General features: G+C 63.1%; 24 protein-coding genes. 5 read left to right on the top strand and 19 right to left on the bottom strand.

Going from position 1 to position 25737, the window contains the following annotated elements:
* The first annotated feature begins 59 nt into the window (after positions 1–59).
* Complete coding sequence (locus NKJ12_RS15005; RefSeq protein WP_352703516.1) at positions 60–923, top strand: SDR family NAD(P)-dependent oxidoreductase; 864 nt, start codon at positions 60–62, stop codon at positions 921–923.
* Between the two features lie 41 nt (positions 924–964).
* Here the strand turns inward: NKJ12_RS15005 and NKJ12_RS15000 are convergent, their stop codons facing one another.
* The 3 genes from NKJ12_RS15000 to NKJ12_RS14990 form a co-directional block, all read right to left on the bottom strand.
* Entirely contained in the window at positions 965–1396 is a 432-nt protein-coding gene (locus NKJ12_RS15000; protein WP_352703676.1) for a low affinity iron permease family protein, read from the bottom strand.
* An 87-nt stretch (positions 1397–1483) separates the two neighbouring features.
* Entirely contained in the window at positions 1484–2125 is a 642-nt protein-coding gene (locus NKJ12_RS14995) for a DapH/DapD/GlmU-related protein (protein WP_352703514.1), read from the bottom strand.
* A 96-nt stretch (positions 2126–2221) separates the two neighbouring features.
* On the bottom strand, positions 2222–2710 hold the full coding sequence (locus NKJ12_RS14990) for a CreA family protein (RefSeq protein ID WP_254818969.1): 489 nt from the start codon (positions 2708–2710) through the stop codon (positions 2222–2224).
* A 204-nt stretch (positions 2711–2914) separates the two neighbouring features.
* Between NKJ12_RS14990 and NKJ12_RS14985 the strand changes: the two genes are divergently transcribed.
* The gene (locus NKJ12_RS14985) at positions 2915–3493 is read left to right on the top strand and encodes an SCO family protein (protein WP_352703512.1); all 579 of its coding nucleotides are present in this window, start codon (positions 2915–2917) and stop codon (positions 3491–3493) included.
* Positions 3494–3504: 11 nt separating this feature from the next.
* Positions 3505–4377 (top strand): 50S ribosomal protein L11 methyltransferase, encoded by an 873-nt coding sequence (locus NKJ12_RS14980; protein WP_352703510.1) that lies wholly within the window; start codon positions 3505–3507, stop codon positions 4375–4377.
* Between the two features lie 39 nt (positions 4378–4416).
* On the opposite strand, the gene NKJ12_RS14975 is transcribed toward NKJ12_RS14980, so the two are convergent.
* Positions 4417–4761, bottom strand: a complete 345-nt coding sequence (locus NKJ12_RS14975) for a hypothetical protein (RefSeq protein ID WP_352703508.1) — start codon at positions 4759–4761, stop codon at positions 4417–4419.
* Between the two features lie 36 nt (positions 4762–4797).
* Here NKJ12_RS14975 and NKJ12_RS14970 point away from each other — a divergent pair, with 36 nt between their 5' ends.
* Entirely contained in the window at positions 4798–6642 is a 1845-nt protein-coding gene (locus NKJ12_RS14970) for an aminopeptidase P family protein (RefSeq protein ID WP_352703506.1), read from the top strand.
* Here NKJ12_RS14970 and NKJ12_RS14965 read toward each other — a convergent pair.
* From NKJ12_RS14965 to NKJ12_RS14955, 3 genes are all read right to left on the bottom strand, one after another.
* Positions 6632–7516: a LysR family transcriptional regulator gene (locus NKJ12_RS14965; protein ID WP_352703504.1), complete on the bottom strand. Its 885-nt coding sequence runs from the start codon at positions 7514–7516 to the stop codon at positions 6632–6634. The two genes, NKJ12_RS14970 and NKJ12_RS14965, sit on opposite strands and share 11 nt — an antisense overlap.
* Positions 7517–7838: 322 nt before the next feature.
* Complete coding sequence (locus NKJ12_RS14960) at positions 7839–8135, bottom strand: AzlD family protein (RefSeq protein ID WP_352703501.1); 297 nt, start codon at positions 8133–8135, stop codon at positions 7839–7841.
* The gene (locus NKJ12_RS14955) at positions 8132–8860 is read right to left on the bottom strand and encodes an AzlC family ABC transporter permease (protein WP_352703499.1); all 729 of its coding nucleotides are present in this window, start codon (positions 8858–8860) and stop codon (positions 8132–8134) included. Before NKJ12_RS14955 ends, NKJ12_RS14960 begins: the two co-directional genes overlap by 4 nt.
* Before the next feature lie 233 nt (positions 8861–9093).
* Between NKJ12_RS14955 and NKJ12_RS14950 the strand changes: the two genes are divergently transcribed.
* Positions 9094–9891, top strand: a complete 798-nt coding sequence (locus tag NKJ12_RS14950; RefSeq protein ID WP_352703497.1) for a class I SAM-dependent methyltransferase — start codon at positions 9094–9096, stop codon at positions 9889–9891.
* A 16-nt stretch (positions 9892–9907) separates the two neighbouring features.
* Here the strand turns inward: NKJ12_RS14950 and NKJ12_RS14945 are convergent, their stop codons facing one another.
* From NKJ12_RS14945 to murG, 12 genes are all read right to left on the bottom strand, one after another.
* The gene (locus tag NKJ12_RS14945) at positions 9908–10600 is read right to left on the bottom strand and encodes a DUF2461 domain-containing protein (protein WP_352703495.1); all 693 of its coding nucleotides are present in this window, start codon (positions 10598–10600) and stop codon (positions 9908–9910) included.
* Positions 10600–12807: an NAD-dependent DNA ligase LigA gene (gene ligA / locus NKJ12_RS14940; protein WP_352703493.1), complete on the bottom strand. Its 2208-nt coding sequence runs from the start codon at positions 12805–12807 to the stop codon at positions 10600–10602. Before ligA ends, NKJ12_RS14945 begins: the two co-directional genes overlap by 1 nt.
* A gap of 240 nt (positions 12808–13047) precedes the next feature.
* Positions 13048–14721 carry a DNA repair protein RecN gene (gene recN / locus NKJ12_RS14935; RefSeq protein WP_352703490.1) on the bottom strand — a complete coding sequence of 558 codons (1674 nt, stop codon included), beginning with the start codon at positions 14719–14721 and terminating at the stop codon, positions 13048–13050.
* 13 nt (positions 14722–14734) lie between these two features.
* On the bottom strand, positions 14735–15604 hold the full coding sequence (locus NKJ12_RS14930) for an outer membrane protein assembly factor BamD (RefSeq protein ID WP_254818981.1): 870 nt from the start codon (positions 15602–15604) through the stop codon (positions 14735–14737).
* Positions 15605–15808: 204 nt separating this feature from the next.
* Positions 15809–16756: a UDP-3-O-acyl-N-acetylglucosamine deacetylase gene (gene lpxC / locus NKJ12_RS14925; RefSeq protein ID WP_352703487.1), complete on the bottom strand. Its 948-nt coding sequence runs from the start codon at positions 16754–16756 to the stop codon at positions 15809–15811.
* A 279-nt stretch (positions 16757–17035) separates the two neighbouring features.
* Complete coding sequence (gene ftsZ / locus NKJ12_RS14920) at positions 17036–18706, bottom strand: cell division protein FtsZ (protein ID WP_254818983.1); 1671 nt, start codon at positions 18704–18706, stop codon at positions 17036–17038.
* A 67-nt stretch (positions 18707–18773) separates the two neighbouring features.
* The gene (gene ftsA, locus NKJ12_RS14915) at positions 18774–20081 is read right to left on the bottom strand and encodes a cell division protein FtsA (protein ID WP_352703485.1); all 1308 of its coding nucleotides are present in this window, start codon (positions 20079–20081) and stop codon (positions 18774–18776) included.
* Complete coding sequence (locus tag NKJ12_RS14910; protein WP_352703483.1) at positions 20078–21019, bottom strand: cell division protein FtsQ/DivIB; 942 nt, start codon at positions 21017–21019, stop codon at positions 20078–20080. The genes ftsA and NKJ12_RS14910 overlap by 4 nt, the downstream gene beginning before the upstream one ends.
* Entirely contained in the window at positions 21007–21933 is a 927-nt protein-coding gene (locus NKJ12_RS14905; protein ID WP_254818986.1) for a D-alanine--D-alanine ligase, read from the bottom strand. The genes NKJ12_RS14910 and NKJ12_RS14905 overlap by 13 nt, the downstream gene beginning before the upstream one ends.
* 310 nt (positions 21934–22243) lie before the next feature.
* Positions 22244–23209, bottom strand: coding sequence for a UDP-N-acetylmuramate dehydrogenase (murB, locus tag NKJ12_RS14900; protein WP_352687580.1), 966 nt, complete (start codon positions 23207–23209; stop codon positions 22244–22246).
* A complete protein-coding gene (murC, locus tag NKJ12_RS14895) occupies positions 23206–24612 on the bottom strand; it encodes a UDP-N-acetylmuramate--L-alanine ligase (protein WP_254818988.1) in 1407 nt (468 codons plus the stop codon). The genes murB and murC overlap by 4 nt, the downstream gene beginning before the upstream one ends.
* A complete protein-coding gene (gene murG / locus NKJ12_RS14890) occupies positions 24609–25736 on the bottom strand; it encodes an undecaprenyldiphospho-muramoylpentapeptide beta-N-acetylglucosaminyltransferase (protein WP_352505599.1) in 1128 nt (375 codons plus the stop codon). The genes murC and murG overlap by 4 nt, the downstream gene beginning before the upstream one ends.
* Between the last annotated feature and the right edge of the window lies 1 nt (position 25737).

The raw sequence follows: 25737 nt of genomic DNA, 5'->3' as shown, positions 1-25737 counted from the left end.
CCGGCTTGCGCGAGCCTCTTTCCGCGCTAAGTTCGCCGCGGCCAGAACAGGAGAAAATCATGACCACCGACGCCGAGATCCAGACCGCCCTGCCCGCACTTGCCTCCGGTAATGTCGCCGTCATCACCGGCGCGGCCAGCGGCATCGGCCTCGCCGCGGCCAAACGGCTGGCGGCGATGGGCATGAAGATCGTGCTGGCCGATATCGGCGGCGCACGCCTCGATGAGGCCCGACATGCCGTCGCTACCTTCGCCGGCGAGAGCGCCGTGCTTGCTGTCGCCACTGACGTCTCGAAAGCCGACGACCTCGAACGGCTGGCCGAAAGGACATTCGGCACCTTCGGCGACGTCTCGCTTCTGATGAACAATGCCGGCGTCGGCAACAACCCCGGCAAGCCGTGGGAGAACCGTGACGCCTGGAAGCGACTGCTGGACATCAATTTCTGGGGTGTCGTGCATGGCGTCGAGGCCTTCGCGCCGCGCATGCTGGCGGCTGGAAAGCCCGGCCTGATCGTCAATACCGGCTCCAAGCAAGGCATTACCACGCCGCCCGGAAACCTCGCCTACAACGTCTCCAAGGCCGGCGTGAAGACCTATACCGAGGGCCTTGCACACGCGCTGCGCAATGAGCCCGGCGCAAACGTCGCGGCGCATCTGCTCATTCCGGGGTTCACTTTTACCGGCCTGACCGAAGGCGCCACCGAAAAGCCGGCCGGCGCCTGGACCGGCGAGCAGGTCATCGACTTCATGCTGGCCTCGCTGCTGCGTGGCGACTTCTACATCCTGTGTCCCGATAACGAGGCGACCCGGTCGATGGACGAAAAACGCATGGCGTGGGCGATTGGCGACATCATCGAGAATCGTCCTGCTCTGTCGCGCTGGCACCCGGAATACAAGGAAGCCTTTGCAGCATTCATGGAATGATCCCGCGACCGTTCGGGCAGGAACCCGGACAACAAGCTCGCTCACGCCGCCGCGTGCTTCTTCGCGTTGCGCTTTTTAGCCACCGCCTTGGATGCGGCCATGTCGGCGATCTGTTCGTCGTGCCGCTTCGCCGCGCGTTCACATTTGGCGCGGATTTCCTCGAGCTCGGATTCGGTCAGGTGCTCGATGCCGATAAAGGTATTTTTGGCTTTGCTGACGCGGATCAGCTCGTCAAGCTTGGCCTGGATCGCCGCGCTGTCGCGGTTCTGGGTGTTCTGGATGAGAAACACCATCAGGAAGGTGACGATCGTGGTGCCGGTATTGATGACGAGTTGCCAGGTATCGGAAAAGCCGAAGACCGGACCGCTTACCGCCCAGACCACAATGATCAGGAAACAGACGGCAAACGTCGGCGGCAGACCGGCAAGATGGGCGATATAGTTGGCGATCCTGGTGAACAGCTTTTCGATCATGGCAGGGAGAAACAATCGGCAACTGCTTCGAGTTCCCTGCGAGGAGGAATTCACTGTCAAACCGTGCACGCGCCGCGCTCGCAACGATCAGGTAGCGTCGTTTTCCCAGCGGTCGAGGAAAGCCTCGATGGGCAAGGCCTGCATGTCGGGGACTGCCCTGGCCAGTTTCTCGACCGGCCAGTCCCACCAGCCAAGACGTTCGATCCGGGCCGCAGTTCCCGCGCTGAAGCGCTGCCGCAATGGCCTGGCCGGAACGCCGGCGACGATTGCATAGGCCGGCACGTCTCGCGTCACAACCGCATTGGCACCGACGATCGCGCCGTTGCCGATCACCATGCCAGGCATGATCACGGCGCCATGGCCAATCCAGACATCATGGCCGATGCTGACGGGTCTCGCCCGCCGCCGGTCGCGGAATGCCTGATCGACACCCAGCCAGCGGAAGTACTCGTTGGGCCGATAGCTGACTTTGTGCTGCGTCAGCCGCTCGACCGGATGCTCCAGCGCATTGATGCGGCTGTTGGCGGCAATCGAGCAGAATTTGCCGATCGTCGTATAGATCGCCTCGGCATGCCGCTCGAAGTAGGAAAAGTCGCCGACCATCACCTCGCGCAGGATGACCCGCTCGCCGATCGATGCGTAGCGTCCAAGCTTGCAGGCCTTCAGTTCCGCCGTCGGATGGATGCGCGGCTCGGGATCTTTCAGGACAAGGTGTTCGGGACGGTCCATGCGGGCGCTTTACGCCCGCGCGCATAGTCTCGCAAGCCGAGTGCAGCGCCGCGCATCCGTTTGGACGCGCCAAGGACCCCGGAGCACCTTCAGTCTCTATTTCGGCTTGCCGCTGGTCCACACCACATTCTGGCCGTAGAGCGGCACGGTGGTGACCGACATTTTTGCCGAGCCATCCTGCACCTGGCGCGAATGCGAGAGGTAGATCAGCGTCTCGTTGGCCTTGTCGTAGATGCGGTTCACCACCTGCTTTTTCCAGATCAGGCTGATGCCTTGCTTGAACACCTCCTCGCCGGCCTCGCTCATGTCGATGTCCCCAATGGTGATCGGCCCGGTCTGGCGGCAGGAGATCGAGGAATCGGACGGGTCCTCGAACCAGTTGCCTTTCTGCAGGCGGTCGATCATGCCACGGTCGAAATAGGAGACGTGGCAGGTTACCCCCTCGACCTTCGGATCCTTGATCGCCTCGACGATGATGTCGTTGCCGAGCCAATCGACGCCGACCTTGCCGACTTCCTCGGCGGCGGCGGCGCCAGCGCCAATGACAAGGCATGCGGCCAACGCGCCGCCAATCAGTTTTCGCAAAGAGGCCTCCTGCGGTTCGAATTTTGCCGACCTCAGGTGGGACGAACGGCCGCGCTTTGCAAGCAGATCTCCTCCCACAGCATTGCCGGTTGCGGCAACGCGACATCTTTGCGTCGGCGCGACCGAACCGCTAAGAGTGTTCGCCAAGCCAGGGCTTCATGGCGCCAATCCGGCGCCCGATGGAAATGACGACGGACTTCACTGATGATGCGTTCAATTCTGGTCGGTATTCTCGTCCTGATGGCCGCTGGCATCGGCTGGCTAACGTTCGACTGGTACCGCGGACATTATGGCGGCGAGCCGTTCGGCGCGCCGTTCACGCTGGTCGACCAGAAGGGCGCACCGGTCACCGAAGCCGCCTTTCGTGGCCACCCCAGTGTCGTCTTTTTTGGCTTCACGCATTGCCCGGAAGTCTGCCCGACCACGCTTTTCGAGTTGGCCGGCTGGCTGAAGACGATGGGCGACGACGGCAAGAACCTGCATGCATATTTCGTTTCGGTCGACCCGGAGCGCGATACGCCCGAAATCATGAACACGTATGTCAGCAATTTCTCCGATCGCATCCTCGGCATCACCGGCGATCCCGATAAGGTCCACGCCATGGCCAAGTCCTTCGGCATCTACTGGAAGAAAGTCGACACGAACGACGGCGACTACACGATGGACCACACCGCTTCGGTGCTGCTGCTCAACGGCAAGGGCGATTTCGCCGGCACCATTGCCTATGGCGAAAGCCCGGACGCCGCCATCGCCAAGCTCAAGCGGCTGGCGGCGGAAGGTTGACGTATCCGGGAATGACGCAGACGCGTTTGTATTTCACCGCGGGCAAGATCGAGGCTGATCGCATCTTCGCGGCGCTCGGTGCGGCGTTCGACGAAGAGGGCCTGCCGGTTGCGGTGCTCGAGGTCGACGAGGACCGCGATATCCACGAAGTATCGCTCTATGCCGACGACGACGTCGATGCGGTCGAGGCGCGGCTTAGGGACATCCTGGCCGGACTGTCGCTGTCGAAACCGATAGAGCGAGAAGCGCTGCCCGACATCGACTGGGTGGCGCGCTCGCTGGAGGGATTGAAGCCGGTACGGGCCGGGCGCTTCTTCGTCCACGGCGCGCATGACCGCAGGAAGCGCCACAGCGGCGAACTCGCCATCGAGATCGAGGCCGGCCTTGCCTTCGGCACCGGCCATCACGGCACCACCGCCGGCTGCCTCGAAATGCTGGAGCAGGTCATACAGCGCGAGCATCCGCGCAACGCGCTCGACCTTGGCACTGGCAGCGCGGTGCTCGCCATCGCGGTGGCCAAGCTCGCGCATGTTCCGGTGCTGGCAACGGACATCGACCCGGTCGCCGTCAAGGTGGCCGCTGCCAATGCGCGGCTGAACCACGTCAAGGGGCTCATTGAAGCGGTAGCGGCGCCCGGTTTTCATCATCCGATCTTTGCCGCGCGTGCGCCCTTCGACCTGATTGTCGCCAACATATTGGCGCGGCCGCTGATGCGTCTGGCGCCGCAAATGGCTGGGCGTATCGCGCTCGGTGGCTCGATTGTTTTGTCGGGCATCCTCGAGCGCCAGCGCGATGCGGTAATCGCGGCCTATGTCGGCCAGAAATTCCGGCACGTCCGCACCTTGCACCGCGAGGGCTGGGTGACGATTCACCTCAAGCGCTGAGGCGCGACGCTTTCAACGCAAGCCGGAACCTGCTCGGACCTAGCGCGAGTTCGCCGCTTTCTTCAGCTGTTCGCGATGGTAGCCGTGAGCTTTCAGCGTTTCGTCATCAAAGCCAAGCAGAACGCCGCTCACATACCGGCTCGCTTCGCGCTGGCGAGCTTCGATCAGCGCTTTCACAGCGTTTCTGAAAAATCCACGTCTGGCTGAAATCGAGGACATGACGGTCTCCTTTGCAGGGCAACAGGACTTTTCCTCCACGTTAAGAAGGTAAGCTCTGCTGACGCTTTTTGAAATCGCCGATTCTGCATGGCCTCCATGCACAAAAAGACACTGCGGCGACCGCGGATGATCGTTCCGAAAATCGATTCCGATTTTCGAAGTCATGCGCTACGGTCGCGCCAGCATTCGAGGAGAGCCGACATGTTCCAGACCTTCGATTCCGCCGGCGATCCGGCCGTTGGCAAGCCGCGCGTGGCAATGCTGCGCCAATGGTTGGCGTCGAACGGGCTGGATGGCTTCATCGTGCCCCGTGCCGACGAGCACCAGGGCGAATATGTCGCCGACCGCTCGGCACGGCTGAAATGGCTGACCGGCTTCAGCGGCTCGGCCGGTGTCGCCATTGTACTTGGCGAGCGCGCCGTCATGTTTGTCGACGGGCGCTACACGCTGCAGGTGCGCCAGGAGGTCGATCTCGACATCTTTTCGATCGAGAGCCTTGTCGACAACCCGCCGGCCAACTGGATCAAGGACAATCTCGGCAAGGGCGTGCGATTGGGCTTCGATCCGTGGCTGCATACGATCAGCGACGTCAAGGCGCTGAAAGCCTCGGCCGAGAAATCCGGCGCGACACTGGTGCCGCTCGAAGAGAATCCGATCGACGCGATCTGGCAGGACCAGCCCGGGCCGCCACTGGCGCCGGTCGAGATCCACCCGATCGGCTTTGCCGGCGAACTGGCTAAGGACAAGCTGGTGCGGCTGGCAGCGGCCATCGAGAAGGACGGCGCCACCCATGCGGTGCTGACCGACCCCTCCTCCATTGCCTGGGCCTTCGACATCCGTGGCGGCGACGTACCGCACACACCGCTGGCGCTCGGCTTTGCCGTGCTGGCCGCCGACGGCTCGCATCTGCTTTTCATGGACCAGCGCAAGTTTTCGCGCACCGTTGCGGCCTGCCTGACGCAGCTCGCCGAATTGCACGAACCAGGTGAATTCGAATCGGCAATCGTCACCCGGGCCAAGGGCGGCGCAAAAATCGCGCTGGACCCGGTTCTCGCGGCGGACAAGCTCAGAATGCTGGTCGAGGATAATGGCGGCACCGTCATTGCCACGGCCGATCCGGCCCGCATTCCACGCGCAACAAAGAACAAAGCCGAGATCGCCGGCGCCCGCGCCGCACATCGCCGCGACGGCGCCGCGGTCGCCAAGCTGCTGTGCTGGCTCGACCGCCAGAAGCCCGGCACGCTCGACGAAATCGCCGTTGTCACCAGGCTTGAGGAGATGCGCCGTCAGACCGGCGAAGAAACGCAGATGCCGCTGCGCGACGTATCGTTCGACACCATCTCCGGCGCCGGCCCTAACGGCGCCATCATGCACTACCGCGTCTCCCGCGCCACCAATCGCAAGCTGGGGGATGGCGAGCTGTTCCTGCTCGATTCCGGCGGGCAGTACCAGGACGGCACCACCGACATCACCCGCACGGTGCCGATCGGCGCGCCGACCGAAGAGATGCGCGAACGCTTCACGCTGGTGCTGAAAGGCATGATCGGCATCTCCATGCTGCGCTTTCCCCAAGGCACGCGCGGTTCCGAAATCGATGCGGTGGCGCGCCTGGCGCTATGGAGACACGGCTGCGATTTCGCCCATGGCACCGGGCACGGTGTCGGGTCCTATCTTGCCGTGCATGAGGGCCCGCAGCGTATCGCCAAGACCGGCACCGAAAAGCTGCTAGCCGGCATGATCGTCTCCAACGAGCCCGGCTATTACAAGGAAGGTTCCTACGGCATCCGCATCGAGAACTTGATTCTGGTGACACCGGCCGAGGCAATCGAGGGCGGCGACATCGCCATGCACGGCTTCGAGACACTGACGCTGGCGCCGATCGACAAGCGGCTGGTCCGGTCGGACCTTTTAACCCGCGACGAGTTGCATTGGCTTGACGAATACCATGCGCGCGTACTGGCCGAGATTGGACCGATGCTCGACGGCGAAACGCTGGCCTGGCTGGAAAAAGCAACCGCCCCTCTGCCGCACGACTTCAAGCAATAGTCGCGGCAGCAACGCCGAGTGACAGACTTTGCTCCGCAAGCAGTCCCTGCAAAGCCGTGACGTTGGGAGAACCGGCTCCCTTGCGCCAAAACAACACCGTGACGGCGTTGTCTTCCTCAGCGGGCAGTTCGTGCAGCTTTAGCCAGCGGCTCTCTGGGAAACCCGAAAGCACACTTTTTGGCATCAGCGCTATGCCCATGCCAGCCACCACGCAACCGAGGATGGCATGGTATGAACCAAGCTCGATGGTCTTCTCGGCCATGAACCCTCTTCGCGCATACCATTGTTCCAGCCGCCGGCGGTGCGGGCAGCCGTGCTCGAAGGCTATCATTGTTTTGGGCATGTCCAGGCGGTCGTCGATCGAAACGCGCGATGCCGCCGAGACAATGACCAGCTGCTCGTTAAATGCGGGCAGCTTTTCGAACGGAGCGTCGGCGATCGGCTCGGCGGCGAACGCTGCATCGAGGTCGCCGGCAAGCATGGCGGTCGCGAGAACCTGCGGATTGCCGGTGCGCAACTGGATCTCCACGTCGGGATGACGTGCGTGATATTCGGCGAGCAGACTTGGAAGCCGTGCCGCGGCGGTGCTCTCCATGGCACCTAGGCGAAGCGTGCCGCGCGGGCGTGGATCAAGCATCGCCGTTCGCGCCTCCTCTGCAAGCGCCAGCAACCGATCCGCATACCCGACCAATTTGTGACCGGCGGGCGATACGTGCAGGCGCTTGCCCTCCCGGATAAACAGCTGCACGCCGAGATCCTCTTCGAGCTGCCGGATGCGTGTGGTCACGTTCGATTGCACGCGAAACAGTTTTTCCGCCGCCCTGGTGATTCCGCCCTCGCGCACCACCGTGCGGAAGATGCGCAGATCAGCCAAGTCCATACATCTCTCCTGGAGAACATAACGATCTTAATTATTCATTTTAACTGATTATGCCCTTCCCGTAAATCGCCGGTGTAGCTGCCGATCAACACGGCAAACCAGGGGAGATGGAAATGTCGCGTGAGCCCTTCCGCATCCAGCCGATCGATCTAAGCGCATTGACGCCGAAGCAGCGCGAAGCACTCTATAGCGACGCCGTGCGTTGCGCCCACCAGGAGAGAGCGGAGACCATCCGCCTGAGCCTGTCGCGGGTCGGCGCGGCAATAGTCGCTGCGGTAAAGCGCATGTGTGCTCTCGCCGCCAAGATAAAAATCGATCAGCCGACGACCTGCCGCGCGAGGATCAGCACAGCAGCACCCGCCAGGAACATCGCCATAAGGCCGCCGCGCAGCGAGACCAGGCCGGCGACGACCAAGGCCCCCCATTCCGCCGGTCCGGCGCCCAGCGCTGCCGGCGCCACCAGCGTGGTCAGCACCGCCGCCGGCACGGCGTTCAGCCCGGCCTCAACACGCGGATGGATATGGTCGAAGCGTGAGATCACCAGATGACCGCCAATGCGTGTCAAATAGGTCGCGATCGAAGCGGCGACGATGATCCACAAGGTCGTGCTCATGGCCGTGCCTCCACGCCGCTGTGGCGGGGCGGCAGGATGACGGCGAGCAGCACGCCGGCCAGCGCGCCGATGGAGACATGCCAGGGCGAGCCGACCGTCTTGTAGGCAATGATGGAGGCGGCAGCGCTGGCGACGACCACCGGCAGCCACAGCGGCCGCTTGCGGAAGCTCATGACCAGGCCGAGAAAATAGATCGGCAGCAGGAAGTCGATGCCCAGCGTGTGGGTGTCGGGAATAAGTTTGCCGAACACCGCCCCGAGCGCGCTTTCGATGACCCAGAACACGTAGACCGGCAGCCCGAGCCCCATATACCAGGCAAAGCCGACGGTCTCGCCGGCCTCCGCCTTGCGCTCGGCCACCGCGAACTGCGGATCGGTCAGCACGAAGTAGCCTATCGCCTGCTGCACCAGCGGCCAATGCGCGATTCGCCGGCCGATACCGGCCGAATAGAGCACATGGCGAAAATTCACGGCGAAGATCGACAGCACGATCAGCCACGGCGCGACATGCTGGCCGAACAGCTCGATGCCGACCATCTGGCTGGCGCCGCCGAACACCGTCGCGCTCATCAAGAACGCCTCGATCACGGAAAAGCCGTTGTCGACGGCGAGCGCCCCGAACAGCAACGCAAACGGCGCCGACGCCACCACGACGGGCATGCTCAGCCGCACGCCGTCCCAGAAATCGCTTCTCGCACCGTTTTCGGAGATTGCTTCCGCCGACATCGACCGCTCCTTGGGAAGGGCCGTATGTAGAGAGGGCGGTCCGGCTTGTCACACCAATTCGCTTGAGGCAAACGATCAGCGGAAATGATAGCTGAAGCGTCGCGGCAAGCTCGCTTCCAGACTGTGGGACAAAATCAGAGGCTTGGTACCTGAGCGCATATCCGTTGGCGACGATCGGTCCTTGCCGAAGCGACGGCCATAGACCAACCTGCTGGGCCGGACAGGTGGTTCCAATGAGCGAATTTTCCATCGATCCAAAATTCGGCCGCCTGGCCTTCGGCGCCGATCCCGGCAGCTATCACGCGACGCGACCTGGCTATCCTGATTGGGTATTCGAAATTCTATGTGAGCGGTGCCGTCTCGCGCATGGCACGGCGACGTTCGAGATTGGCGCAGGTACAGGAACTGCAACGCGCCGCTTACTCGAACTGGGCGCGAGCCCGTTGCTCGCCATTGAGCCGGATTCCCGCCTCGCGACTTTCCTTTGCGAGACTATTCAGGACAAGGCGCTCTCGGTGAGCGTCTCTGCGTTTGAAGATGCCGTCCTTGAGAAGGCCGGTTTTGATCTCGGTGTCAGCGCCACTGCCTTTCATTGGCTGGATGAGGACACGGCGCTGATCAAGGTCGCAGAGCTGCTTCGGCCGGGCGGCTGGTGGGCAATGGTCTGGAATGTATTCGGCGACGACAGTCGCCCCGATCCCTTTCATGATGCGACCAAGGCGCTGCTTGACGGGCCTTCGAGCCCGTCGGCGGGCTCAAATGGTATTCCGTTCGCCCTTGATGCCGAGGCCCGCGTGGCGGCACTGGAGCGAACCGGCGCGTTCGATGCCATCGAACATCGGACAAGTGTCTGGTCGCTCGTCCTCGATCCTGACCAGACGGTCGCCCTCTATGCCACTTTTTCCAATATCAACATCCGCAGTGACCGCGAAGCAATCCTGGCGGAGCTGGGTCGCATCGTCCGCGACGAGTTCCAAGGCTCCATAACCCGCAACATGACCACCAGCCTCTACACTGCGCGGCGCAGCTGACCGTCTGACTTTTCCGCTAGCGCTGCGAAGCCTTGCCTTCGATCGCCCTGCCCCAGTCGAGCAGCGGTTTTGCCCGCATGACGAAGTCGACGAGTTCGTCGACCAATCCAGCTCCGTAGATATCCGCCGGCTCGATTGCGTGCCGGACGGCGAAATGCCGGTTGCGGATGGCGGCCACGAGATCGGGCTCGATAACGTGCTCGAAGCCGCGCGGCGTGCGCTTCATACAGCCGTCGGGGTCGAGCTCGAGACCATTCTTCTTCAGCGCCGCGACGAGCGTGCGGAACTCAGCGGGCCGCTTTGCGATGGCGTTGCGCAGCGCCAGCAATAGCTCCGGTCCGGGCTGCCACCAGGCAACAGCGGCAAAGCAGCGCTCGAGCCCGATGTGGATGTAAAACACGCCCTGTTCCATCTTGGTGCCGTCGGGCGAAAGGATCGCCGACAGATGCCGGTTGTAAGGCCGTTTGTCCTTGGCGAAACGCACATCGCGATTAATCCGGAACAGCGACTTCTTGCGGTCGCCGCGCAGGCCGAGCCCCAATGCCGTGAAGCGCTCGGAGAGCGCCTCGACCAGATCGCCGAAGGGATTGCGCAGGTCCCGCTCGAAAAGATCGCGGTTTTCCAAAAACCACTCCCGGCTCTGATGAAAATCCAGTGCCTTGAGGAAGGGAATGGCCTTGTCACCAAAACCATTGAATTCAGCCGGCATCACGCGCCCTTGCCGATCCGCTCGAGCCAGGCATCCTCATCGATGACTTCGATACCGTGTTCGGCAGCCAGCTTGAGCTTGGAGCCGGCACCGGGCCCGGCGACGACGAGGTCGGTCTTCGCGGAAACCGAGCCGGCGACCTTCGCGCCGAGACGTTCAGCCATCGCCTTCGCCTCGGGGCGCGTCATCTTTTCGAGCGTGCCTGTAAACACGATCGTCTTGCCGGCGACCGCACTATCGGCTGAGACGTTCACGATGTACGGCTTCGGGTGGACCTGCGTGAGCAGCGCCTCAAGCACGGCGTCGTTGCGTTCATTGCCGAAGAAATCGCGAAGAGCGCCTATCACGGTATCGCCGATGCCGTTGATCGAAGGAAAAACGCTGTGTGGATCGGCTGCCGCTGCTGTTTCCTTGCCAATGCGGATCAACTCCTCGATCGTCGAGAAGGTTCGGGCGAGCACGGCGGCCGTCGTTTCGCCGATATGGCGGATGCCCAGCGCAAAGATGAAGCGATCGAGTTCCGGTTCGCGGCGAGCGTCGATGGCAGCGAAGAGCTTGTCGAGACCTTCATAGTTGCGTTCCTCGACACTTCGCACGTTCTTGCGCGTCTTGCCCGAAGCAGCCTCACGCTGCCTGGCCTGCTCCTCCCGCCGCTCCGCCAATGCCTTGATGACGGCGGGACGGCGGTCCCGGAGAGTGAAGATATCGGCTGCTGTCTTGACCAACCCAGCATTGAAGAACAGGTCAATGTTTTCAGCGCCGAGGCCTTCAATATCCATGGCGCCGCGCGACACAAAATGGCGCAATCCTTCCACGGCCTGGGCGGGGCAGATCAGTTCGCCGGTGCAACGTCGGCGGGAATCTTCCTTGCCGGTCTTCTCGTTGATCTCGCGCGTTGCGGGTGAGCCGCAGATCGGACATTTGTGCGGGAATTCGTACGGCACGGCATCTGGCGGACGCTTGTCGGCCACGACGCTGACGATCTGCGGAATGACGTCCCCTGCCCGCTGGATGACCACCGTGTCGCCGATACGTACGTCATAGCCGTCGCGGATCGGCTGGCCATTGCTGTCCAGACCCTTGATGTAATCTTCGTTGTGAAGCGTAACGTTTTCGACCACGACGCCGCCGACCGTGACGGGCGCAAGCCGGGCAACGGGCGCCAGCGTGCCCGTACGGCCGACCTGGATGTCGATCCTGAGCACGGTTGTCATCGCCTGTTCGGCCGGAAATTTGTGAGCGATGGCCCAGCGTGGTTCGCCGGTGGCGAAGCCCCATCTGCGCTGCAACTCCAACTGGTCAACCTTGTAGACGACGCCGTCGATGTCGTAGCCAAGCGATGAGCGCTGGGCCTCGATAAGGTGATAGTGCGCGACCAGTTCCTCGACCGACTTTGCCCGTACCATCAGCGGACTGATCTTGAATCCCCACTCCGCGAATTTTTGCACGGAATCATACTGGGTCGGAGCAGGATCCTTTGAAGTATAGCCCCAGGCATAGGCAAAGAATTTGAGGTTGCGGCTGGCGGTAACGGACGGGTCCTTCTGACGGAGCGACCCGGCCGCCGTATTGCGCGGATTGACGTAATCCTGGCCGCCGATCGCCGCCGAGCGTTTCTTCAACGCCTCGAATTCGGCGTAGGTCATATAGACCTCACCGCGTATTTCGATGACCTCCGGCCAGCCCGATCCCTTCAAGGTCTTGGGAATGTCGGCGATGGTCCTGAGATTGGCGGTGATGTCCTCGCCAACCACACCGTCGCCGCGCGTTGCGCCCTGCACGAACACGCCGCCTTCATAACGCAGCGAAGCCGACAGCCCATCGATCTTCGGCTCAGCCGTGAAGGCGATGTCCAGATCCTTGTCGCGGTCAAAGAATCGCCGGCCCCGTTCTATGAAGTCCGCGACGTCCTGGTCGGTATAGGCCTTGGCCAGGCTGAGCATCGGCACCGCGTGCCGCACCTTGGCAAAACCTTCCGCCGGCGGCGCGCCGACCCTGCGCGAGGGCGAATCCTCGCGTACAAGATGCGGGAACCGCTGTTCGATGGCGAGGTTGCGCCGGGTCAGCGCGTCATATTCCGCATCCGTGATTATCGGCGCGTCCTCGCCATGGTAGCGCCGGTCGTGCTCGGCGATCTCCTGCGCCAACCGCTTCAACTCGCTTGCCGCCTCGCTGTCGCTGAGCGAATCGACTGGTTTTTCGTCCATGCACTGCTCCCTCCACGGTGGCGCGACACAATAGAACAGGATTCTCTCATCAGGGAGAGACCAGACGCCGAAAATCATTCCTGAACAGCAGGATGGCGCCATCCCCTGACTCAGGTCGCGAGCGCCGGAAACGAACTCGTCTGGAGCAATTCCAGGAAAACTGTGAAACGGTTTTCCGTCCGGAATTGCGCAAAACAAAGAGGTAGAGCGGTTCGGCGTTTCCGTGAAGGATGAACCGCTCTAGGCTGCCGCGGTGTTCTCCCGCAGCAGCCGCTCGGCCGCCGCGCGCGCCTCGTCTGTAATGGTGGCGCCGGCGAGCATGCGTGCGATCTCTTCCTGCCGTGCCGCCCGGTCCATCTCGGCGATGCCGGTCGAGACGCGGTCGGCACCGCCTGATTTGGAGATCAGGAAATGCGTCGCCGCGCGCGCCGCCACTTGCGGTGCATGCGTGACCGAAAGCACCTGCACGCGTTTTGCCAGCCGCGCCAGCCGCTGGCCGATGGCGTCGGCAACCGCGCCGCCGACGCCGGTGTCAATCTCATCAAAGACCAAAGTCGGCGCCGACCCGCGATCGGCCAGCGCGACCTTCAACGCCAGCAGGAAGCGCGAAAGCTCGCCGCCGGAAGCGACCTTCATCATTGGGCCGGGCCTGGTGCCGGGATTGGTGCGCACCCAGAACTCGACCTGGTCGATGCCTTCTTCCATGCGGCTCTCGGCATCGCTTGCGATCTCGACGATGAACTCGGCCCGTTCGAGCTTCAGCGCCGGCAGTTCGGCCATTACCGCCTTGGTCAGCCCGACGGCCGCCGCATGTCGAAGCGACGACAGCTGGGCCGCCGTAATGTCGTAGGCCTGGCGCGCCGCTGCAGCCTGTTTCTCCAGCGCATGCAGGCGCTCCTCGCCGGCGTCGAGATCGGCAAGGTCGGCAGCCATGGTGTCACGCAATTGCGCCAGGTCATCCACGGCGACGCTGTGCTTGCGCGAGGCGGCACGCAGCGAAAACAGCCGCTCCTCAGCCTTCTCCAGCCGCTGCGGATCATATTCGGTCGCGCGAAGTGCTGCTTCGACGCCCGACTGCGCCGCGTCGAGCGACAGCATCGCTTCGTCGAGCGATTTGACGACGTCCTCGAGCAGCCCGGGCGCTTCGGTCGCCTTTCGCTGCAGCCGTCTGAGCAGGCTGGCCAGTTGCGGCAAGGGCGAGGACGGGCCCGAGAGCACATCCTGCGCATCGTGGATTTCCGAGGCGATCTTTTCGGCACGCATCATCGAGGCGCGCAGTTCGGCCAGTTCGGTCTCTTCGCCCGGTTGCGGATCGAGTCTGGTCAATTCGGCGACCGCAGCACGCAGATAATCGGCCTCACGGGCAGCTGCCTCGACTTTGGCCCGGTGCCGTGAAAATTCCTGCTCGCAGGTACGCCAGTGCCGCCACGCCTCGCCGGTTGCCCGGGCAGCGCCGAGATGGCCGCCGAAACTGTCGAGCAACTCGCGATGAGCGCCGGGATCGACCAAAGCGCGCTCGTCATGCTGGCCGTGGATCTCGACCAGCGCACGGCCGATGTCGCGCATCAGCGTCACGCTGGACGGCTGGTCGTTGACGAACACGCGCGTGCGGCCGTCAGCCGTCTGGACGCGGCGCAGGATGATGTCGCCGTCGTCCTCGATGGCATTCTCGGCAAGCAGCATGCGAGCCGCGTGGTTGCGCGGCACGTCGAACACGGCGATGATCTGGCCTTGTGCCGCGCCATGCCGCACCAGTGAAGCGTCGCCGCGGGCGCCAAGCGCCAGCGACAACGCGTCGAGCAGGATAGATTTTCCGGCGCCGGTTTCGCCGGTAAGGACCGAAAGGCCGGACGAGAAGTCGATGTCCAGCTTCTCGATCAGAACGATATCGCGGATCGACAGTCTGGAGAGCATGGTGACGCGCCGCTCAGGCGCCGGTGATCAGCTTCCCGGCCTTGGAGATCCACGATCCGGCATTCTCGCGCGGCTCGAGCCCACCACTCTGCAGGAGCTTGTAGGAGTCCTTGTACCATTGGCTGTCGGGATAGTTGGTGCCGAGCACGGCCGCAGCGGTCTGCGCTTCCGACGTCAGTCCCATCGCATAGTAGCTCTCGGTAAGACGCGCCAGCGCTTCCTCGACATGACGTGTGTTGGAATAGTTCTCCACGACGTTGCGGAACCGTTTGACGGCCGCGATGTATTCGCGGCGCTCGAGATAGTAGCGGCCGATCTGCATCTCCTTGCCGGCGAGCTGATCGTTGGCGAAGCGGATCTTCTCCTTGGCATCGTCGACATATTCGGAAGTCGGCCAGCGCGTCACCAGGTCCTGCATCGTCTGCGCGGTAAGACGCGCTTCCTTCTGGTCCTGAGTGACGTCCTTGATCTGGCGGTAGTAGCTCAGCCCGATAATATATTGGGCATAGGCTGCATCGTCGGTCGACGGGTAGAGGGTCAGGTAGCGCTTGGCCGAACCGATCGCCTCATCGTAATTGCCCTGACGGTAGTCGGCAAAGGCACCCATCACCATCGATTTGCGGGCGAATTCGGAATATGGATGCTGGCGGTCGACGGCATCGAACTTGCGGCTTGCCTCCTGCAGTCGCCCGGCATTCAGATTGGCGAGACCCTGATTGTAGAGCACGTCGGCCGGCTCGGTTTGATCGACATAGGTCGACAGGTCGACGTCCTTCTCAGACGACATGCAGGCCGACAGGAACAGCGATGGAACGACCACCGAAAGCGCCAGGAAAACAGCCCGCCGCAGCGCCTTCGATTGACCAACTCGCTTGAAAAACATGTTTGGATTCCGCCCTTTCGGCGTCATTTCAGTCGACGGCAGCAGCCATAAACCATAATTGCCTTGCCCGGCAACGCTATCCCCGGCCAATCGCACATTTTTGTGGCGGTTTGGCGCCACCTGGAAAGCCGTGTAATTTGGCCGGCCAGTGATGCATCCATGCAACACAGCTTGACCGCAACGTGGGCCGCAAGACCTTAAGAATCAGATCATCCAGGGCGCATAGAGGGGTGCGTTGACGGCGCTCATCTCCGCGGTACGCCCGCGCTCGCGGCGCGTCGTCTCGACGATCTCGAAAGCCGAACGGTCCGACAATAGACGGCGCAGCGCAGCGGCGTTCAGCCTGTGGCCACCACGATAGGAGCGGAAGCAGCCGATGAACCGGGCGCCGGCGAGCGCCAGATCGCCCATCGCATCCATCGTCTTGTGGCGCGCGAACTCGTTGGGATAGCGCAGGCCTCCCATGTTGATCACGCGGTTGTCATCGCCGATCACCAGGGAGTTTTCCAACGAGGAGCCGAGCGCATAGCCGGCCGCCCACAGCCGCTCGACGTCCTTCATGAAACCGAAAGTGCGGGCCCGCGCGACGTCACGCCGGAAAATGTCGGCGTTCATGTCGGATGCAAAAAGCTGGCGCCCGATCGCCGGGCTTTCGAAATCGACCTCGATCTCGAAGCGCGTGCCGTCATAGGGCCGGAACTCCGCCCAGCAGGCGCCGTTCTCGATACGAACCGGCTTGACCACCCTGATGTAGCGACGCTTGACCGGCAGCGTTTCGATGCCTGCCTGGTCAATGGCCTCGACGAACATCACTGCGCTGCCGTCGAGGATAGGCACCTCATGGCCATCGATTTCGATGACGAGATTGTCGATCCCAAGCCCGAAAAGCGTCGCCATCAGATGCTCGACCGTAGCGATGTGCTCGCCTTGCGGATCGCCGAGCATGGTGCAGAGGTCGGTGGCACCGACCTCGGAAACGAGCGCGCGAAATTCGTGGCTTCCGTTTGCATTCGAAAGCTGGAAGACGACACCCGTATCGGCGTCTGCCGGCAGGAAATGGACAGTGACCGGATTGCCACTGTGAACGCCGATGCCGGTCAGCGTCGCACGCGATTTAAGTGTCGTCTGATAGTCGTGCAAAACAATCCCCATAGCCCGTACTGCCTAGGTCCGCTTCATCTGCCCTGAGGGCGCGGCTCTTAATTGATCGGCAGGCAGGGCCACTTCCCCGAGACTCCCAGCAAACCGACTTTGGTCGGTGGCGAAGATAATGGTCCCGCAGGGAGACTCCAAATCACGGTTTCTTACTCGTTGTAACCGCGGCCCAGCGCGGGATTGCCGCATAAGTCTTTGTTTTAAAAGTGTTTTTAATATTAACAGGCGAACAGTTTCCTGCTCGCCTGTTAACAACTGTTACGAACCGTTAACAGATCAATTGGCCTGTCGGCGCAGGAAGGCGGGAATCTCCAACTGATCGTCTTCCTGGACAGCCCGGCTCTGCGGCGTCAGGCGGCCCTGCTCATCCAGCTGGCCGCGACGCGGTGCGTAAAGCTGCGGATCCTGGCTGGCTAGGCGGCGCACTTCCGCCGGCGCCTGGCGCAGTTTCGGTTCGCGAGGCTGCGCCGGCTGCAGTCTTGCAGGTTCCTCTTCGCGGCGGGTCAAGCCGTTGGTCAGGCGCTTGAGCAAGCCCATCGGGCCGCTGTTCTCGTGGTCGGCCGGGCGGGCCTTGGCTTCCACTTCGGCCTTCACCTGCGGCGGGAAATCCTCGACCCGCGGCATGCGCTGGGGTGCCGCGGCAACCGGCTGCGGCATTTCACGATGCGGAGCGGGCTGCATCGCTTGCTGAACCGCCGGCTGCATCATTGGCTGCGGCTGAGCGGGAGGCGCCTGGAAGATCTTGCTCTGCGGACGGAAGTCTTCCGCATGGGCGACCGGTGCCGGGCGGGCCTGCGCCATCGCTGCCGCATTCGCCTCGGCGAGCTGAATGGCCTCGGCGACCGGATCGGCAGCACGTGGTTCATAGATCGGTTGCTGGACAGGCGCCGGGCGCATTTCCGTGACCTGGGCCGCCGGGCGGCTGACCGGCTTCGGCGGAGCCGCGCGGATGGCGATCGGCGCGGCAGCGATTTCGGCCGCCGATTTGTCGATGCCGGTGGCGACCACCGACACGCGGATAACGCCTTCGAGTTCCTCGTCGAAGGTGGCGCCCAGAATGATGTTGGCGTCCTGATCGACCTCTTCGCGAATGCGGGTTGCGGCCTCATCGACTTCGAACAGGGTCAGGTCGCGGCCGCCGGTGATCGAGATCAGCAGGCCCTTGGCGCCCTTCATCGAGGTCTCGTCGAGCAGCGGGTTGGCGATGGCGGCTTCAGCCGCGGCCATTGCGCGGCCCTCGCCCGAAGCCTCGCCGGTTCCCATCATCGCCTTGCCCATTTCGCGCATGACCGAGCGGACGTCGGCGAAGTCGAGATTGATCAGGCCTTCCTTGACCATCAGGTCGGTAATGCAGGCAACGCCCGAATAGAGCACCTGGTCGGCCATGGCGAAGGCATCGGCGAAGGTGGTCTTGTCATTGGCCAGCCGGAACAGGTTCTGGTTGGGAATGACGATCAGGGTATCGACGCATTTCTGTAGTTCCTCGATACCCATGTCGGCCGTCTTCATGCGGCGCTGGCCTTCGAAGTGGAACGGCTTGGTGACGACGCCGACGGTAAGGATACCCTTTTCGCGGGCAGCGCGGGCAACGACGGGAGCCGCCCCGGTGCCGGTGCCGCCGCCCATGCCGGCAGTGACGAAGCACATATGCGTGTTGGAGAGATGATCGATGATCTCGTCGATGCACTCTTCCGCCGCCGCGCGCCCGACTTCAGGCTGCGATCCGGCGCCGAGACCCTCGGTGACATGCGCGCCGAGCTGGATCAGCCGCTCGGCCTTCGACATCGTCAGTGCCTGTGCGTCGGTGTTGGCCACCACGAATTCGACGCCGCGCAAGCCGGCGGTGATCATGTTGTTGACGGCATTGCCGCCGCCGCCGCCGACACCGAACACGGTGATGCGCGGCTTGAGCTCGGTGATGTCCGGCTTCTGCAGATTGATGGTCATTGTCTTCGTCCTTTGCCTTTCCCGCCGCTTCGCCGCCGCGGCCGCCTATGGGGCTGTCCCCGTCAAATTAAAAACTGTCTCTCAACCACTGACTCATTCGATGCAGTTTTCCGCCTGTTCCGGTCATCCGAAGACCGGAAATTCCCTTCGCCGGGCGGCTCTCGAAGCTCGCCATCTGCGGGTAGATCAGAAGCCCGACGGGCGTCGAAAAAGCCGGCCCCTTGGCCGCCTCGGGCAGGCCTGCCACGCCAAGCGGGCGGCCAATGCGCACATTGCGGCCGAGAATGCGGCGTGCTGCTTCGGGCAGGCCGGCAAGCTGGCTGGCGCCGCCGGTCAGCACCACACGCTTGCCGACGGCATTGCCGTAGCCGGACTTGTTCAGCCGGTCGCGCAGCAATTCCAGCGTCTCGTCGATGCGGGCGCGGATGATGCGCGTCATCACCGAGCGCGGGATCTGCAACGGCACCTCGCCGTCCTCGCCGATCGGATGGATGGAAACCAGGTCGCGGTCGTCGGCACTGCCAGGCAGCGCCGAGCCATGCATCACTTTCAGCCTTTCGGCGGCATCGAGCGAGGTCGACAGGCCCTTGGCCATATCTAGCGTGACGTGGTTGCCGCCGATCGCGATGGCGTCGCCGTGGACGAACTTGCCTTCCGAAAATACCGAGATCGTCGTCGTGCCGCCGCCCATGTCGATGCAGGCCGCGCCCATTTCGAGTTCGTCGTCGACCAGCGCGGCAAGCCCGCTGGCATAAGGCGTCGCCACCATGCGCTCGACCGACAGATGCGAGCGGTTGATGCAGAGCTCAAGATTGCGCAAAGGCGCCGCGTCGCCCGTCAGCACGTGCATGTCGACGCCAAGCTGGTCGCCAACCATGCCGCGCGGATCGCGCACACCGCGCTCTGCATCCAGAGAAAAGGCTACGGGAAGCGAATGGATCACCTCGCGCTCGGCCCGCAGCGCCTGCTTGGCGCCGGCGGCAAGCACGCGCTTGATGTCGGCCTCGTCGGCCTCATGGCCGCCGAGATTGATAGTCGCCGAAAAAGCCTCGCTCTTCAGCCGGCCGGCAGTCATGTTGACGATCAGCGAATCGACCGTCAGTCCCGCCATGCGTTCGGCGGCGTCGACGGCAAGACGGATGGCGTGCTCGGCGCGGTCGAGATCGATGACGACGCCCGATTTCACGCCTTGCGATTTCTGGTGGCCGATGCCGATCACCTGGACGCGATGCGAGCGTCCGCGCAGCAGCTTGCCATCGTCGCGCGGCTTGAGCTTGGCCACCACGCAGCAGACCTTGCTGGAGCCGACATCCAGCACCGTCAAGATGCCCGACCGGCGCGCCGAAGCATCGCTATTGCCGCCAAGCCAGCTCATATCTTCGTCTCCGGCTTGCGCTTCAGCATCTTGGGCTTTTCGTTGAGCGCGGCCTGGCGCTGTATCGCCGCCTCCGGCGTCAGCTGGACGACCAGACGATCGGAAAGGCGCATGTCGACGGCGGCGATGTCGCGCGTCAAAAGCCCGTTCTCGTGGTCCATCCTGACCAGGTCGGCAATCGCCTGGTCCTCGCCGTCTTCGGGAAGTTTGATCGTGATGCCGTTTTCAAGCTTGAGATCCCAGCGCCGTTCGCCGATGCGGATATAGCCCTTGATCCGCGCGGCGAGCTCCGGATAGTTCTTGATCTTCGCCAGGAAATCCGGCGCTTTGGCCGGTGCGCCGGTGCCGATGATCAGCGGCAGCAATATCTGCTTGCCGCCGGAGAACGGCGCAATGACGGCGCCGGATTTCTCGATGACCGAAAGCGCGCTGCCTTGCTGCCACAGCGCGAACGGCTCGCGCTCCTCGACGCGCACTTCCAGCGTATGCGGGTAGACCTTGCGCACTGCCGCGGCTTCGACCCAGGGTAGCGTGGTGATGCGTTCGCGCGCGGCTTCGGCATCGAAGCCGATCAGCGAGGTCCAGCCGTCGAGTTCCAGCCTGTCGAGAATATCGATCTCGGAAGTTTCGCGGTTGCCGACGACCTTGACCTGGTCGACGGCAAAGCCGGTGCGGGCGGTGACACTCTGGACGATGGCGTCGGCATGTCCGCCGAGATAGGCGCCATAGGCACTACTCGAAACAAGCAGTGCCGCCGACAGCATGGCAGCGCAATAGGGCGGCGCCTCGAAGTCGCCTTCGCCGAGGCGCGCCAGCACGCGCACCGGCCGGCGGAGCAGGCGCGGCAGCACGAAATGGTCGAACGACAACGGCATGCCGAACAGCGCCGGCCCGGCCGCGCCCTTCCCCCTGCCCTGTCCCCACTTCAACGCAGACACGAAGCGTCCTCCACCATCCAACTCAACAAATCGCCGAACGAGTGTCCCGCTTGCGCGGCGATTTCCGGCACCAAAGACGTCGGCGTCATGCCCGGCTGGGTGTTGACCTCGAGCCAGACAATTTCGCCGTTTTCGGAGTGACGATCGTCATAACGGAAGTCCGATCGGGAAACGCCCCGACAGCCGATAGCTTGATGAGCCTTGAGTGCCAGTGTCTGTATTTTTTGGTAAATATTCGGTGAAAGTTTTGCCGGGCATTCGTGTTTTGATCCTCCCGCGACGTATTTTGAATCATAGTCGTAGAAGGAATGGCCGGTCGGGATGATCTCGCAGACACCGAGCGCCACATCGCCCATCACCGCGCAGGTCAATTCCCGCCCGTGCACATAACGCTCGACCATGACCGTATCGCCGTATCTCCACTCGGACGAGCCGATGATCTGCGGCGGATGCGACTGACCTTCATGCACGATGACGACACCGAAGCTCGACCCTTCGTTGACCGGCTTGACCACATAGGGCGGCTTCATCGGGTGCTTGTTCTGGATGGCGAAGCGATTGGCCACCTTCGATTCCGCCACCGGAATGCCGGCCGCCTTGGCGACCTTCTTGGCCTGTTCCTTGTTCATCGCGAGCGCCGAGGCAAGCACGCCCGAATGGGTGTACGGAATGGCGAGGTACTCGAGGATGCCCTGGATGGTGCCGTCCTCGCCGAAAGGGCCGTGCAGTGCGTTGAAGACGACGTCAGGCTTGAGCGCGCTGAGCACCGAGCCGATGTCGCGCGAGACGTCGACGCGGGTGACCTGGTAGCCCTCTCCCTCGAGCGCATCGGCACAGGCTTTGCCCGACGACAGGGACACGGGCCGCTCGGACGAGAATCCTCCCAGAAGGACGGCCACGTGCTTGCTTGTCATTCCCCGTTATTTCCTCTCACAGCAGGCCCGCACTATCGTGCATGACCCGAAAAACATCGCGCACACTCACACTCCGAGCAACTTCGCTCCGTGTTTCCGCAACATTGAGTCCGAGTCTCCCGGCAGGTTGCCCCCCAGACGGAAACGCGAGCAACGCGTCGAAACGACTCAAATCAGGAAACGCTTCAGGGCAGAGAATCAGAGAGTTGATTCGCTGGCAAGTGCTTACGATTCCGATGGATTCACTTTCCGCAAAAACGGCAGCAAAATGTGAATTCATGAGTCCGAAAAGCAACGGCGGTCGACTTGCCTAAAGCAACTGCCCAAGAAATTCCTGGACCGCATGGCCCGGCCGAAAATTACCGATGCGCTTGATCTCCCACTGCAGCCGGATGCCCGATTTTTCGAGCACGCGCGCACGCACCGTCTCACCGAGATATTCAAGCTCGTACCCGGTGGCGGTTCCGGTGTTGATCATGAAGTTGCAATGCATCGGCGACATCTGCGCCCCGCCGACCATCAGGCCGCGGCAGCCGGCCTTGTCGATTTCCTTCCAGGCCGAGGTGCCCTCGGGATTCTTGAAGGTCGAGCCTCCGGTTTTTTCGCGGATCGGCTGCACGGTCTCGCGATGGTTCTGGACAGCATCCATCGCGGCCTTGATCGCCGCCTTATCCTCTGGAACGCCTTCGAGCAGCGCCGATGTGAAGATCAGCCCCGACGGCGCCGCTGAATGGCGATAGGCATAGCCCATGTCGGCATTGCTCAGCGTATGAACATTGCCCTTGCGGTCGAGTGCCCGCACCTCGACCACACGCTCGCGTGTCTCGACGCCATTGGCGCCGGCGTTCATCCTCAGCGCTCCGCCAATGGCGCCGGGAATGCCGTGGTAAAAGTGAAAGCCACCAATGCCGGCCTCGTAGGCAACGGCCGCAAGACGCTTGTCGGGCGTTGCGGCGCCCGCCTTGATCATGGTCGGCGCAATCACTTCGGTCTCGCCAAAGCCTTTGGCCGAAAGCCGGATGACGAAGCCCGCAACGCCGCCGTCACGGACAAGCAGGTTCGAGCCGACGCCGACGATGGTCAGTGGTATTTCCTCGGGCACCGCCTTCAGGAACGCGGCAAGATCGTCCTCGTCGGCCGGCTGGAACAATGCGTCGGCGAGCCCGCCGGCTCGGAACCAGGTGATCTTGTCCATCTCGGCATTGGGCGTGATGCGGCCGCGCAGTCCGGCAAGCCGGTCGCCAAGCTTCTCGATCAACGCCTGGCCGCGCATCATGAGATGGTCCCGCCGAGTTCCCTGGGCAGCGCATAGGCCCATTGGGTGATGTTGCCGGCGCCGAGGAAAACGACGAAATCGCCCGGCTTCGCCACCTCGCGAACGATCGGCCCGATCGCCGCCGGACCTTCGATGTAGCGTGCGTCGCGATGGCCGCCGGAGCGGATGCGCGACACCAGTGCGTCGGACGTAACGCCGTCGATCGGTTCCTCGCCGGCCGCATAGACGGGCGCCACCATTACCGTATCGGCGTCGTTGAAGCAGACGGAAAACTCGTCGAACAGATCGCGCAGCCGGGTGAAGCGATGCGGTTGGGTAACGGCGATGATGCGGCCCTTGGTGGCGCTGCGCGCGGCCTTCAGTACCGCCGTGATCTCGACTGGATGATGACCGTAATCGTCGAACACATCGACACCGTTCCACGAACCGGTATGGGTGAAACGCCGCTTGACGCCGGCGAAGGACGACAGGCCCTTCTTGATTGCCTCAGCCGAAAGGCCGAGCTCATGCGCGACGGCAATCGCCGCCGTCGCATTGGAGACATTGTGACGTCCGGGCATGGGTAGCCGCAGACCTGATATCGTTATCTGGCCGTGCGTCTTGCGATCGCGGATCACCACGTCGAATTCCGAGGTCGGGCCGTCCATGCGGTGATTGGTGAAGCGCACGTCGGCCTGCGCATTTTCGCCATAGGTGATGACGCGCCGGTCCTCGATGCGGGCGACCAGCGCCTGCACCTCGGGATGGTCGGTGCACATCACGCCGAAGCCGTAGAACGGCACATTCTCGACGAACTGACGAAACGCCTCGCGCACTTTGTCGAAGGAGCCGTAATGATCGAGATGCTCGGGGTCGATATTGGTGACGACGGCAATCTCGGCCGGCAGCCTGAGGAAGGTGCCGTCGCTCTCGTCGGCCTCGACCACCATCCATTCGCCGTCGCCCATGCGGGCATTGGTGCCATAGGCATTGATGATGCCGCCATTGATCACCGTCGGGTCGAGCCCGCCGGCTTCGAGTAGCGTCGCCACCATCGAAGTCGTCGTCGTCTTGCCATGCGTGCCGCCGATCGCGACCGCTTGGCGGAACCGCATCAACTCGGCTAGCATTTCGGCGCGCCGCACGATCGGCAGCAACTTCTCTCTCGCCGCCTTCAGTTCCGGATTGGATTTCTTGATTGCGGTGGAGACGACGACCACCTCGGCCTCGCCGAGGTTTTCGGCCTGGTGGCCGACGAAGCATTCGATGCCCTTGTCGCGCAGCCGCTGCACATTGGCGCTGTCGGCCTGGTCGGACCCTTGCACCTTGTAGCCGAGATTGTGCAGCACCTCGGCGATGCCGCTCATGCCGATGCCGCCAATGCCGATGAAATGCACGAGGCCGATCGTCTGTGGCATCTTCATTCGTGCGTCTCCTTCCTGAATTCCGAAACGGATTTCCTGGACGCAATAGCCTCTGTCAGATCGGCGAGCAACCGCGCGGCATCCGGTTTTCCGGATGATTTCGCCGCCGCGGCCATTGTCGCCGCCCTGCCCGGATCATCCATCAAGGCCCCGATCAACGCAGCAATGTGCTCGGGCGAAAGCGTGGATTGCGGATGCACCTCGGCGCCGCCCGCTGCCGCAAGGGCCGCCGCATTCGCCGCCTGGTCGTGGTCGAGCGCGTGCGGATAGGGCACCAGCAGCGCCGGCCGGCCGATCACCGCGATTTCCGATACGGTCGATGCGCCGGAGCGCGACATCACCAGATGCGCCGCCGCCAGCCGCTTTGCCATGTCGGTGAAGAACGGCGACACCTCGGCCCCAATGCCAAGTGCGGCATAGGCGGCTTTCACCCGCGTCACATCGTCGGCGCGCGCCTGCTGTGTGATCGCCAGCCGCCTGCGCTGTGCGTCGGAAAGCCGGGCGATTGCCGCCGGCACCGCGTCGGAAAAGAACTGCGCGCCTTGGCTGCCGCCAAACACCAGCAATCGGAACGGCTCTTCGCCGGCCGATGCGGCATAAGGTGTCTTCGCCGCCTCCAGCACTTGCGGTCTGACCGGATTGCCGGTGGTCACCGTCTTGGCGCCTGCGGCACTGCTGTCTTCAGGCAGGAACCCACCGGCAATGGCGTCGACGCGGCCGGCAAGCGCGCGGTTGGCGCGGCCCATCACCGCATTCTGCTCGTGGATCAGCGTCGGCACCTTGCGCCGGGTCGCCGCGTAAAGCGGCGGCAGTGTCGGATAACCGCCGAAGCCGACCACGATGGCGGGCTTGATGCTGGCGATGACGGCCGATGCCTGCCGCACGCCGCGCCAGATTTTCCAAAACGCGGCGAGCACGGCAAAAGGATTTTTCGACCCCATCGTCGCCGACTGGATCGGATGGATGGCGGCTGCCGGGAACTGTCCGGTAAAGCGCTCGGCGCGCTCGTCCGTCGCCAGATGCACCGTCCAGCCGCGCCTGGTCAGTTCGTGCGCCAACGCCTCGGCCGGGAACAGGTGTCCGCCCGTGCCGCCTGCCGCCAGCAGGATGACCCCCTTCGCCATC

This window comes from Mesorhizobium sp. M0195 (genome assembly GCF_040322115.1).
In the GTDB taxonomy this organism is placed as follows: Bacteria; Pseudomonadota; Alphaproteobacteria; order Rhizobiales; family Rhizobiaceae; genus Mesorhizobium.
This window is presented reverse-complemented; position numbering and strand designations above follow the sequence as displayed.